13 protein-coding genes are annotated in these 11,370 nt (G+C 52.8%); 6 read left to right on the top strand and 7 right to left on the bottom strand.

The window, feature by feature from the left end:
* From phnN to phnP, 3 genes are read left to right on the top strand one after another with little or no spacing between them, the layout of a single operon-like run.
* A complete protein-coding gene (gene phnN, locus OGY33_RS08735; protein ID WP_008786953.1) occupies positions 1-555 on the top strand; it encodes a ribose 1,5-bisphosphokinase in 555 nt (184 codons plus the stop codon).
* The gene (phnO, locus tag OGY33_RS08730) at positions 542-976 is read left to right on the top strand and encodes an aminoalkylphosphonate N-acetyltransferase (RefSeq protein ID WP_048215113.1); all 435 of its coding nucleotides are present in this window, start codon (positions 542-544) and stop codon (positions 974-976) included. Before phnN ends, phnO begins: the two co-directional genes overlap by 14 nt.
* Positions 977-984: 8 nt before the next feature.
* The gene (phnP, locus tag OGY33_RS08725) at positions 985-1,743 is read left to right on the top strand and encodes a phosphonate metabolism protein PhnP (RefSeq protein ID WP_191238927.1); all 759 of its coding nucleotides are present in this window, start codon (positions 985-987) and stop codon (positions 1,741-1,743) included.
* Positions 1,744-1,795: 52 nt separating this feature from the next.
* Here the strand turns inward: phnP and OGY33_RS08720 are convergent, their stop codons facing one another.
* From OGY33_RS08720 to OGY33_RS08705, 4 genes are all read right to left on the bottom strand, one after another.
* Complete coding sequence (locus OGY33_RS08720) at positions 1,796-2,137, bottom strand: HigA family addiction module antitoxin (RefSeq protein WP_008786950.1); 342 nt, start codon at positions 2,135-2,137, stop codon at positions 1,796-1,798.
* Between the two features lie 20 nt (positions 2,138-2,157).
* Positions 2,158-2,460, bottom strand: coding sequence for a type II toxin-antitoxin system RelE/ParE family toxin (locus OGY33_RS08715; RefSeq protein WP_032942116.1), 303 nt, complete (start codon positions 2,458-2,460; stop codon positions 2,158-2,160).
* A gap of 155 nt (positions 2,461-2,615) precedes the next feature.
* Entirely contained in the window at positions 2,616-2,945 is a 330-nt protein-coding gene (gene yjdP, locus OGY33_RS08710; protein ID WP_003031807.1) for a DDRRRQL repeat protein YjdP, read from the bottom strand.
* 69 nt (positions 2,946-3,014) lie between these two features.
* The gene (locus OGY33_RS08705; RefSeq protein WP_191238928.1) at positions 3,015-5,279 is read right to left on the bottom strand and encodes a hybrid sensor histidine kinase/response regulator; all 2,265 of its coding nucleotides are present in this window, start codon (positions 5,277-5,279) and stop codon (positions 3,015-3,017) included.
* Positions 5,280-5,393: 114 nt separating this feature from the next.
* On the opposite strand from OGY33_RS08705, the gene OGY33_RS08700 reads away from it, so the two are divergent.
* From OGY33_RS08700 to OGY33_RS08690, 3 genes are all read left to right on the top strand, one after another.
* Complete coding sequence (locus OGY33_RS08700) at positions 5,394-6,917, top strand: sugar ABC transporter ATP-binding protein (RefSeq protein ID WP_003844755.1); 1,524 nt, start codon at positions 5,394-5,396, stop codon at positions 6,915-6,917.
* Positions 6,910-7,905, top strand: coding sequence for an ABC transporter permease subunit (locus OGY33_RS08695; RefSeq protein ID WP_008786947.1), 996 nt, complete (start codon positions 6,910-6,912; stop codon positions 7,903-7,905). Before OGY33_RS08700 ends, OGY33_RS08695 begins: the two co-directional genes overlap by 8 nt.
* An 88-nt stretch (positions 7,906-7,993) precedes the next feature.
* Positions 7,994-8,935 (top strand): ABC transporter substrate-binding protein, encoded by a 942-nt coding sequence (locus tag OGY33_RS08690; protein ID WP_003826688.1) that lies wholly within the window; start codon positions 7,994-7,996, stop codon positions 8,933-8,935.
* 73 nt (positions 8,936-9,008) lie between these two features.
* Here OGY33_RS08690 and OGY33_RS08685 read toward each other — a convergent pair whose 3' ends face one another.
* The 3 genes from OGY33_RS08685 to OGY33_RS08675 all read right to left on the bottom strand — a co-directional run.
* Positions 9,009-10,415, bottom strand: a complete 1,407-nt coding sequence (locus OGY33_RS08685; RefSeq protein WP_191238929.1) for a KPHS_23130 family T6SS system protein — start codon at positions 10,413-10,415, stop codon at positions 9,009-9,011.
* Complete coding sequence (locus OGY33_RS08680) at positions 10,412-10,672, bottom strand: PAAR domain-containing protein (RefSeq protein WP_003826683.1); 261 nt, start codon at positions 10,670-10,672, stop codon at positions 10,412-10,414. The genes OGY33_RS08685 and OGY33_RS08680 overlap by 4 nt, the downstream gene beginning before the upstream one ends.
* Before the next feature lies 1 nt (position 10,673).
* Positions 10,674-11,370, bottom strand: a 697-nt coding sequence (locus tag OGY33_RS08675; protein WP_286571482.1) for a T6SS immunity protein Tli3 family protein, incomplete at its 5' end; no start/stop codon positions are given.

Raw genomic sequence — 11,370 nt, 5'->3', positions numbered from 1 at the left:
ATGGGTAAACTGATCTGGCTGATGGGGCCATCCGGCTCCGGTAAGGACAGTCTGCTGGCCGAACTCCGCCAGCAGGAACCGGCGCAACTGCTGGTGGCGCACCGTTACATCACCCGCGCCGCCAACGCCGGGAATGAAAATCATATTGCGCTGAGCGAACAAGAATTTTTTACCCGCGCCGGGCAGAACCTGCTGGCACTGAGCTGGCACGCCAATGGCTTCTACTACGGCGTTGGTGTGGAGATTGACCTCTGGCTACACGCCGGTTTTGATGTGGTGGTCAACGGCTCACGGGCGCATCTGCCCCAGGCGCAGGCCCGTTACGGCACATCTTTACTCCCCATTTGCTTACAGGTTTCTCCGGCGATTTTACGCCAGCGCTTGCAGGCTCGTGGACGGGAGAGCGAAACGGAAATCGCCGCCCGTCTTGAGCGCGCAGCCCGCTACGCCCCGTATGACTGCCACGTCCTGAACAACGATGGAAGTTTGCTACAGTCTGTCGATACACTACTCACACTGATGGGACGCAAGGAGAAGAAACATGTCTGTCTGTGAATTACGCCGCGCAACGCTATACGATACCGATGCGGTTTATGCGCTCATCTGTGAGTTGAAACAGGGTCAATTCGACCTGCAGGCCTTTAGTGCCGGATACGCCGCAAATCTGCAAGATCCCAATATGCACTACCAACTGGCGCTGCTCGACGGACAGGTCGTCGGCTTGATCGGTCTGCACCTGCAGTTTCATCTGCACCACGCTAACTGGATTGGCGAAATACAGGAACTGGTGGTGATGCCGCAGGCGCGAGGATTAACGGTAGGCAGTCAGTTACTGGCCTGGGCCGAAGCCACCGCGCGCGAAGCGGGTGCAGAGATGACCGAGCTTTCCACCAGCACTCAACGCCTTAACGCTCACCGTTTTTATCAGCGCGAAGGCTATACCCAGAGCCATTTTCGCTTCACTAAACCGTTGTAGGGGGAGCCATGGGTCTGACCATTACGCTGACGGGAACGGGCGGCGCGCAGCTGGTGCCGACATATGGCTGCGACTGTGCGGCCTGCCAACGAGCACGCTTACAGGCACAATACCGTCGACGCCCTTGTAGCGGGGTGGTCAAGTTCAATAATACGGTGACGCTGCTGGACGCGGGGCTCCCACATCTGATGGACGACTGGCCGGCGGGCAGCTTCCAGCAGTTTCTACTGACCCACTATCATATGGATCATGTGCAAGGGCTGTTTCCGTTGCGCTGGGGTGTGGGGGCGACTATCCCGGTGTACGGTCCGCCGGATGAACAGGGTTGCGACGATCTGTTTAAGCATCCCGGCATCCTCGATTTTAGCCATACCGTGGCACCGTTCGTGGTGTTCGACCTGCAAGGATTGCAGGTAACGCCGCTACCGCTCAACCATTCAAAGCTGACGTTTGGTTATCTGCTGGAGACCGCACATAGCCGCGTGGCGTGGCTCTCCGATACCGCCGTACTTCCCGACAAGACGTTGAAGTTTCTCCACAATAACCAGCCTCAGGTGATTATCATCGACTGCAGCCATGCCCCGCGCGCCGAGCCACCGCGCAATCATTGTGATTTAAACACCGTTATCGCCTTAAACGAAGTTATCCGCTGCCCACGGGTGATCCTGACGCATATCAGCCATCAGTTTGATCTGTGGATGATGGAACATCCGCTACCAGTAGGGTTTGAGGCAGGATATGACGGAATGGAGATTGTGCTGGAGTAAGGAAATTTGCCGGATGCGATGAAAACATCTTATCCGGCCTACAAACAGATGATTAAGCGACTTTTTTTGCGCCGACATCTCGCTGCGCAATAAAATCTTTAACTGAAACAATCCGGTTCAGTTCTTCTTGCGCCCGCATGTCATTTTCAACTTCCCACAGGTCAACCGCCGCCTGTAGGTTACGCCAGAAATCAACGGAGGTATCGAACGCTTTTGCCAAACGAAACGCCATATCCGTTGTTAATTTGCGATTATTGTTGACCAGTGCGCTCACTGTATTGCGGTGAACATGCAGAATTTCAGCCAGATCGTTGATTTTCAGATCAAGCGGTTCCAGGTATTCATATTGCAGGATATCACCCACAGTCGTTGGTTTTCTGGATGCCTGTTTCATATCGTTACCTTACGTTTTCTCTAATAGATGTGTGGATCTAAGTACACATCTTCGGCCTTACCATTAATCCATTTAAATATTAATCGGTACTGCTTGTTTACTCTGATTGAAGAATATTCCTGTAATTTTCCGGTTAACTCTTCATATCTGTTACCGGGTGGCGAGCGCAAATCCCGATGCGAAACAGCCGCATTAATGATATCCAGCTTTCTGGCTAATGCAGTGTGAATATCCGCAGGTATTTTTCTGTGCGATGTCGCCCGTTCAAAAAAATCTTCAAGCCATGTATCCCGAAAATTTCTGATATTTAATGATTTAGACATTCCATTGCCAGCACCTTTTCCATAAGCATAGAGAGATTGTAGTGCATGCATGCACTGTGCTCAAGTGCATTCATTAACATAAAATGGTGAGCTGTTGGGCGAGCAGGTAAATCCCTGCCAGAAAGATAAAATACCCATAAATTTAATCGTTACCGCTAACGATCGTAATCTTCTTCCATTCTGCGTTCTTCGTCTTCTAACTGACGCCGTTCTTGATCGAGCTGGCGCTGGCGGTCATCCAGTTGGCGACGTCGATCTTCAAACTGGCGGCGGCGATTGTCATATTGCCTGCGCCGGTCGTCACTCATCTGGCGCTGCCAGCTTTCATCACGGGAGTCATCATAATCCCGCCCGTTGTCCGGTTTGTATGCGTCGTTAATCGCCTGCTGAATATTACCAATGGCGTCATCGATAATATCCGCCTGTGCCGATACGGTGGTCAGCATTAGCAAACTAAAAAGAAGGAATGTCGCGGAGCGTTGCATAAAACCAGCCTCATCAAGAAACTCGCCCCACGGTAATCAAAGCGTATTTGCGCGGGTAGCGGAGGAATCTCAATTACGCGAATGCCGCAGCGCCTGCGCCAGCTCTCCCCGAGTAAAAGGCTTACGCAATAGCGCCACATCCGGCAACGCTGGGTTATGCGCCGGACGTAAATCCTGACCGCTAATCAGCAGGATGGACAACTGCGGATAATGTGCCAGCGCATGATTCACCACATCCACGCCGCTCAACCCTCCTGGTAGCATTAAGTCGCTGATTAAAATATCAATCTCGGATGAAGCCGCCAGCATATGCATCGCCTGTTCGCCGTTGGCGGCCTCTAACGTCAGGTAGCCCAGCAGGTGTAACTGCTCGCACAACGTCTGGCGTACATCGGCTTCATCTTCAAGCACCAACACCAGTTTTTCACCGCTGTTCGCCGCATGTACCGCCACCGGTTCTGCCTGAGCCTGCACCGGCACAACGGCGCGAGGCAGTTGTAGCCTGACCGTCGTTCCCTGCCCGGGAGCGCTTTCAATCTCCACCCGACCTCCGGACTGGCGCACAAAACCGTAAACCATCGACAGCCCCAGTCCGCTGCCGCTACCGGTCTGTTTGGTGGTGAAAAACGGCTCGAAGACCTGGGCTTTCACCTCCTGTGACATCCCGCTCCCCTGGTCGGCAACCTCCAGCATCACCATATCCTGCTTGCGCCCATCGCTGCGCGTGACCCGCTGATTCCAGGTACGGATTTTAATCGTGCCCGCCTGCCCGTCCATGGCGTCACGGGCGTTCATCACCAGATTGATAATAGCGTTTTCCAGTTGGCTGACGTCAATCCACGCGGGCCAGGCGGGAGACTGGGCTTCAATCTCCAGCGTCAACGTGGCCGGAAGAGAGTGGCGCATCAGTTCGCCCAGATTTTCCAGCAGCGTTTTCAGCTCCACCGCATGAGGGTGCAACGACTGTTTGCGCGAAAAGGCCAGCAGTCGCTGGGTAAGCAACGCCCCACGCTCGGCGGCTTTTAGCGCCCGATTGACCCGTGGCGCATCGGGCGACTCCGGATTCACCAGATCCAGACTGCCAATAATAACCGCCAGCAGGTTATTGAAATCATGTGCTAATCCACCCGTCAGTTGCCCCACCGCCTTCAGCTTTTGGCTGTGCAACAGCGCTTCTTCCAGCCCCTGACGTTCGGTGCGATCGATTTCCATCTGGCTGGTTTTTTCTTTTAGCAGTCGGGTTGTGTGCTCCAGCGACGCGGTGTTACGGGCAAAGACGCTAAAAGCGCGGGCCAGCTCGCCCAGCTCATCGCGACGCTGCAGGGCCGGGACGCTGACGTCTGATTCACCGTGCGCCAGCCGGGTCATCGCCCGTGAAATGGCCGTCAGGTTGGAACCGAGATTACGGTAGATATACCACCCGGCAAAACCGGTGATCACCACCGCCAGCAGCGCAAACACTAAAATAAACAACGCGCCGGATTGCAGTTCCTGATGGCTTTGCGCCACCCGCTGCTCTGAGATCAGCGCCACCTGCGAGGCATACTGATTGATATCGCTGTTGAGGATCGCCACCAGCGCTTTGATATGAAACATATACCAGTTGATGGCCAAATCGCTCTGCTCCAGCGCGTAAGAGAGCGGCTCCAGCTTATGCAGCTCCTGGTTGAAGTCGTTGAGGATACCGCTAATCAGCGGACTAGCATGGCGCAAGGGAAGCGCAGGCATCACCGCATCCAGTTGTTTCACCACCGAACGCGGCGTGGGCGTGTCGATGGCAGCAACAATTAAGCGGTCCATCTGCCCCAGCAGCGCATCATCCTGCGCGCCGGTCAACTTTTGCAGATGACGTAAATAGCTTTGATTTTGATACAGCGAACTGAGCAACGCGTTACGCTCCAGGTGTCGCCGCTGCCCGCGCTGCAACATCCCTTCTACGCTTCTTTGTAGTTCATTACTGCGCTGGATAATACGCTCGACCAGCACCGGATCTTGCTGTGCCAGCGGCGCGGTAGCCAGTTGTTCCAGCGACTGCTTCAGCGCCCTTTGCGTCTCCTGCAGCCGCTCCGCTTCCCCTTTGTATTCCAGCGCCCCGACCACCTGCGACAGCCGCACCGCCGCTGTCGCCACATTCGCCGTATCCCGCGCCAGGTTCATGCTGCCGGTCATGTCGTCAACGGTTTGCTGCTGCACCTGCTCCTGAATCTGACTGGCATGCTGAAAACCCAGCACCGCCACGCCGCTCACCATCAGCGTGACAGCCACCACCAGCAGATTGAAGAACAGCAATCGTCCGCGCGCACTGGCGAAAAAGTGACGTCCCGGTTGCGGCATATCACGCTCCGTGAAGAAAAATCGCAATATGACAAATATGAACGGCTTCTGACATTTTGCATTTACATTCCTGTGATGGACTGCTGATATCGGCCACCCCACAGGAGATCCGCCATGAGCAGGACACCAGTTCTGGAGATGCGCAACATTGCTAAAGCGTTTGGCAAATTTTACGCGCTGAAAGGGGTCGATTTAACGGTCTGGCCGGGCGAGATTCATGCCCTGATGGGCGAGAATGGCGCGGGGAAGAGCACCCTGATGAAGATCCTCGCGGGCGCCTATACCGCCACCAGCGGTGAGATCCTGATTGACGGTCAGCCGTTCCATATTCGCGGTCCTAAAGATGCGCTTAGCGCAGGCATCACGCTGATTTATCAGGAGATGCAGCTCGCGCCGAACCTGACGGTAGCGGAAAATATCTTTCTTGGCAGCGAGCTGTCGCGCGGCGGGCTGGTCCAGCGTAAAGAGATGGTGATGCAGTCGCAGAAAGTCATCGACCGACTCGGCGCCCAGTTTAAGGCCAGCGACCGTGTGATGACGTTGACCATCGCCGAACAGCAGCAGGTGGAAATTGCCCGCGCCCTGCACCGTAACAGCCGCATTCTGGTAATGGATGAACCCACCGCCGCCCTCTCCTCACGTGAAACCCACCGCCTGTTTGAACTGATCATGCGCCTGCGCGATGAGGGGATGGCGATTATCTACATCAGCCATCGCATGGCGGAAGTGTACGAACTTTCGGACCGCGTCAGCGTCCTGCGTGACGGGCAATATGTTGGCAGCCTGACCCGCGACAAGCTCAACGCCTCGGAGCTGGTACGCATGATGGTGGGCCGTCCGTTGAGCGATCTGTTCAACAAAGAGCGCGACATTCCCTTAGGTAAAGCACGCCTCAATGTTCATCACCTGACCGACGGCCATAAAGTCCAGCCGTGCAGCTTGCTGGTGCGCTCCGGGGAGATCGTCGGCCTGGCCGGGTTAGTCGGTGCCGGGCGTTCTGAACTGGCTCAGCTTATTTTTGGCGTGCGTAAAGCCATCGGCGGCATGATTGAAGTAGACGGTGAACCGGTAGTGATCCACTCCCCCCGCGAGGCGATTGACCACGGCATTGGCTTTCTGACGGAAAACCGCAAAGAACAGGGATTATTTTTAGAGCTGGCAGCGGCAGAAAACATCACCATGGCAACGCTGGAGCGTGACGCCAACTGGGGCATGCTCGATCGCAAAAAGGCGCAGGCTATTTCCGATGACGCCATCAAGCTGCTCAACATCCGCGTGCCGCACGCACAGGTACGCGCGGGCGGGCTGTCCGGCGGTAATCAGCAAAAACTGCTGATTTCACGCTGGGTCGCGATCGGCCCACGTATTTTGATCCTCGATGAACCCACGCGCGGCGTGGACGTCGGTGCCAAAAGCGAGATCTACCGGATCATGAACGATATGGCGCGCAAAGGCGTAGCGATCCTGATGATCTCCAGCGAACTGCCGGAAGTCGTCGGTATGAGCGATCGCGTGTACGTCATGCGGGAAGGCAGCATTGCCGGCGAGCTGAACGGACAAAGTATTACCCAGGAAAATATTATGACGCTGGCAACCGGCGTGAACGACTCCCACCATCAGGCGGTGCCCCATGAATAATCCAACCACTCCCCAGCAGGTGGCGAAATCCGCCTCCGCAAAAAAAATGCTGATGAGCGATCTGATGCAAACGGTCGGCATCTTACCGATTCTTATCCTGATTGTGGCGGTATTTGGCTTTATCGCGCCTAACTTTTTTACCGAAAGTAACCTGCTGAATATTACCCGTCAGGCCTCGATCAACATCGTGCTGGCGGCTGGCATGACCTTCATTATTTTGACCGGCGGGATCGACCTCTCGGTTGGCTCGATTCTCGGTACCACCGCTGTCGCAGCCATGGTCGTTTCTCTTATTCCTGAGCTTGCCATGCTATCGATTCCGGCGGCGCTGATGCTCGGTCTGGTGCTGGGATTGTTTAACGGCGCGCTGGTCGCTTTTGCCGGACTACCGCCGTTTATCGTCACGCTTGGAACCTATACGGCGCTGCGCGGTGCGGCCTATCTGCTGGCCGACGGTACAACGGTGATTAACTCCAATATCAGCTTTGAGTGGATCGGTAACAACTATCTCGGCCCGGTTCCGTGGCTGGTGGTCATTGCGCTGGCGGTGGTGGTGGTGTGCTGGTTCATTCTGCGCCGCACCACGCTCGGCGTTCATATCTACGCGGTCGGCGGCAATATGCAGGCCGCACGTTTAACCGGGATCAAAGTGTGGCTGGTGCTGCTGTTCGTCTACGGCATGAGCGGTTTGCTCTCAGGTCTTGGCGGGGTGATGAGCGCCTCGCGGCTGTATAGCGCCAACGGCAACTTAGGTATGGGTTACGAGCTGGACGCCATCGCGGCGGTGATCCTCGGCGGCACCAGCTTTGTTGGCGGGATCGGCACCATCACCGGCACGCTGGTGGGGGCGTTGATAATCGCCACGCTCAATAACGGCATGACGCTGATGGGCGTCTCCTATTTCTGGCAACTGGTGATCAAAGGGGCGGTGATCATCATAGCGGTGCTGATCGACAAATACCGTACCCGACACCATCAAAGTGCATAGACAAGCTTACTGGCCTGCTCATTCGTAGGCCTGATAAGCGCAGCGCCATCAGGCGTATAACAACAATACCCTACGTGAGGAAACGAGTATGCGTTTGAAGCCATTAGTAACCGCGCTCTGTGCTGGCGCCCTGCTTGCTGCAGCTCCGTTTGTGCAGGCAAAAGAACTGAAATCGATCGGCGTTACGGTGGGCGATCTGGCCAACCCGTTCTTCGTGCAGATCACCAAAGGCGCGGAGCTGGAAGCACGCAAGCTGGCAGGTGATAGCGTTAAAGTAACGCTGGTTTCCAGCGGCTACGATCTGGGGCAACAGGTGTCGCAGATCGACAACTTTATTGCCGCCAAAGTCGACATGATTATCCTTAACGCTGCCGACTCCAAAGGCATCGGCCCGGCGGTAAAACGCGCGAAAGACGCCGGGATCGTGGTGGTTGCCGTTGACGTGGCGGCGGAAGGCGCAGACGCGACCATTACCTCCGATAACACCCAGGCAGGTGAAATGGCCTGTAAATACATTACCGACCGCCTGAAAGGCAAAGGCAACGTCGTCATCATCAACGGGCCGCCAGTTTCCGCCGTCCAGAACCGCGTGGAAGGCTGCCAGACTGAGTTTAAACGCCACCCTGACATCAAGGTGCTGTCGCATAACCAAAACGCCAAAGGCAGTCGTGAAGGCGGGCTGGAGATCATGACCGCGCTGCTGGCGGCGAATCCGAAGATCGACGGCGTATTCGCCATTAACGATCCGACGGCGATCGGTGCCGATCTGGCGGCAAAACAGGCGCAGCGTAGCGAATTCTTTATTGTCGGCGTAGATGGATCCCCGGACGGTGAAGAAGCGCTGAAGCGCGAAAACTCACTATTTGTGGCGACTCCGGCACAAGATCCGCAGGTGATGGCTGCCAAAGCGGTCGAAATCGGCTATGACATATTGCAGGGGAAACCCGCTCCGAAAGAACCCGTGCTGATCCCGGTGACGATGATCGATAAAAACAACGTCGGCAGTTATAAGGGTTGGACAGTTAAATAAATCCTGAACCGACTAATGCTCTCCTGTCACAAAGAGAGTCAAAGAAGCAAGAGCGCCCGTCAGGGCGCTTACCTCATAAAAACTGAGAGTAATAAATATCCATTTCCTCCTCTATATTATGACTCAACATAAAAGAAAAAATCATAACCGCCGTGTAAATAACCGGAATACCAATAACTAAAGGTGTAAACGTATACCAGGGGTGACTTTGGAACAGTTCCAGTGGTACGAGACTTACAAATCCCATACACCATAAAATAATTGCGCACAATTTTATGACTCTCCAATAATCATGGAAATCCAGCTTATCAAGTGCCGGACACGATCCTGGATATTTAGCAGCTATTATGCCGGATTGAATAGTATCTGCGGATGTACTGGCGAATAACTGATGGCCTTGACCATATTTTGCAGCATCCGCAGCCAACGCTAATACAACCCAGCGCTGAACCTCTGTGCTTCGCCCAGTGACGGCCTCCAGTTCATATCGACTATCGGCCAAAATGCTCGTTTTTGCGTTTTCTATCCCACTAAACAATACGAATTTTGACTGCTTATCCAGTGAGTTGAACCATAGTTTTTTAATTTTACTAACATCAACTTGCTGTGCAGAAAGATATGTACTTACGATTTCATCAAGATAGTAAGGGGTACTGTCCATCATGCGTAATAAATATAAAGGTGTGTCTTTATCTTTAAGCAGTTGTGTATTGGTAAAAATAAAGGCGTTAGCACTTTCAAAAAAATCAGCATTATTTTCATCATGCAATTCAACGGTAATAATCAGGTTATTTTCAGAAATATTTAAATCAACCCACTCATTTATTAAAAAATAATCAGGACATTTGTGAAGAATATTAATTTTTCCGACCTTATCTTTGGGGATGCTCAGACTTGCCAGCACCGCCTTGAAACTATTGCCGATAGTGTCATCCGCTCCCTTAACGTACAGCCAGGTAGTAAAAGGCCGATAATCCCTGACAAGAGAACATTTGAGGGGCTCTATCAACTGCCTTAGTACTTTATCAACTCTGGTGTCATCCATTGAGTCAACTTCAATATCAATGCGTAACGGCGTTGCAGAACCTGCTGGCGCTTCACCCTCTAGTTTCTGAATTTTTAATGCCAGTTCAGGCACCGGGAGAATGGATGAATAGTCTAAAAGAGGCAATGCCCGTATTGCCCAGTTTTTCCACTGGTTCATACCATACTTCTCAAGATAACCCGCATAGTAACATGGAAAAGATATAACACCGTAAGTGATTACCACCACACACCAGATTGCTAACACTATTAGCGACGGGATACCTATTGCATTCCATATCAGATCATCAGGGACTTTCTTGTCCTGCAACCAGCTGAATATATTGTACGTTATAAAAAACAGAAAGATAGCACAGCTAATGATCAGCATAATATTAAGCGGGAATTTTTCTGGTTCTTCATAGGGATTCTTGCTTGGTATCTTCCATTTCCTCATTTGCTTGTCCCCGCCGTTGGCAGTGTGGTTTTAATTGCACAACCACATGCGGCCCTACAGCCATCCACAACGACGCCTTTGCCGTCCATTGTCCAGGTTGGCTCAAAATCAAGTATTGGGAAGGTACCTTTGTGCAGAATACAAACCACAGTATCCCCCTGTAAAGCGACAGGAATTCCCATAAACTTGCTACCAGAAGCTTTATTGACATATCCGCCATTTTCCAGCGGATCGTTTAGCCTGATTACACCTTTCATATTATTTCCCTGCATCCATATCGCAGTGCATCCGGGTCCAGCCCTTATAGCCCACCACCTCCGGCTCTTTGTCCGGCAGGTTTTGATAGTTAGCCTTATAACCTTCCGTTAAATGGGCTAAAGATGCTTTCATAAACACCACCGTTCCCCAGGCGCGCCCTGGAAACTCAGGACTGGTATGACCGTCCACATACTTGCCACCGGATTTATGCTTGCCTGGTCTGTAGAGATAATAGGTGTCATCAAAGTATTGATAATCTATACCCGGACCACCCGGCGCCAGACGCGGGTCGTCAAAAGGGTATGAACTCATATATAAATGTCCTTGTGCAGTGGAAATAAACGCCTGGTTATTGACCACCACCACTCTTTTTATTTCTTTTCCTTCAGGATAGTCGCGCATAATACCATCTGAGTTTCTCTCCAGCGCCGGGAAAGAGGCCATATATTTTGCGACCTGCCACGTTTGTCCGTAATCTTTAGATATTTTATATGCCCCTGGCTCCCACTCAGGCACAAGTATGTACTGTTCTGAGGGATGGATAAACTCACCCGAGAATACCCTATAGATTGGATTGCCATAAATTGATTTGTGGATCTTTCTTTTTATGTCATGGTAAACAACATATCCTTCACAATCATAACCGATCAACTCCAGGTAGCGATTATCATCAAACCGGTAAATTACCTGTGAGGGT

Source organism: Citrobacter sp. Cpo032 (genome assembly GCF_030332975.1).
GTDB lineage: Bacteria > Pseudomonadota > Gammaproteobacteria > Enterobacterales > Enterobacteriaceae > Citrobacter > Citrobacter portucalensis.
This window is presented reverse-complemented; position numbering and strand designations above follow the sequence as displayed.

Excerpts from the sequence above, each read along its gene's own strand:
- OGY33_RS08715 (WP_032942116.1), bottom strand. The coding sequence starts at position 2,460 with ATGTCTAAATCATTAAATATCAGAAATTTTCGGGATACATGGCTTGAA.
- OGY33_RS08680 (WP_003826683.1), bottom strand. The coding sequence starts at position 10,672 with ATGAAAGGTGTAATCAGGCTAAACGATCCGCTGGAAAATGGCGGATAT.
- OGY33_RS08700 (WP_003844755.1), top strand. The coding sequence starts at position 5,394 with ATGAGCAGGACACCAGTTCTGGAGATGCGCAACATTGCTAAAGCGTTT.
- phnN (WP_008786953.1), top strand. The coding sequence starts at position 1 with ATGGGTAAACTGATCTGGCTGATGGGGCCATCCGGCTCCGGTAAGGAC.
- OGY33_RS08690 (WP_003826688.1), top strand. The coding sequence starts at position 7,994 with ATGCGTTTGAAGCCATTAGTAACCGCGCTCTGTGCTGGCGCCCTGCTT.
- phnO (WP_048215113.1), top strand. The coding sequence starts at position 542 with ATGTCTGTCTGTGAATTACGCCGCGCAACGCTATACGATACCGATGCG.
- yjdP (WP_003031807.1), bottom strand. The coding sequence starts at position 2,945 with ATGCAACGCTCCGCGACATTCCTTCTTTTTAGTTTGCTAATGCTGACC.
- phnP (WP_191238927.1), top strand. The coding sequence starts at position 985 with ATGGGTCTGACCATTACGCTGACGGGAACGGGCGGCGCGCAGCTGGTG.
- OGY33_RS08685 (WP_191238929.1), bottom strand. The coding sequence starts at position 10,415 with ATGAGGAAATGGAAGATACCAAGCAAGAATCCCTATGAAGAACCAGAA.
- OGY33_RS08705 (WP_191238928.1), bottom strand. The coding sequence starts at position 5,279 with ATGCCGCAACCGGGACGTCACTTTTTCGCCAGTGCGCGCGGACGATTG.
- OGY33_RS08695 (WP_008786947.1), top strand. The coding sequence starts at position 6,910 with ATGAATAATCCAACCACTCCCCAGCAGGTGGCGAAATCCGCCTCCGCA.
- OGY33_RS08720 (WP_008786950.1), bottom strand. The coding sequence starts at position 2,137 with ATGAAACAGGCATCCAGAAAACCAACGACTGTGGGTGATATCCTGCAA.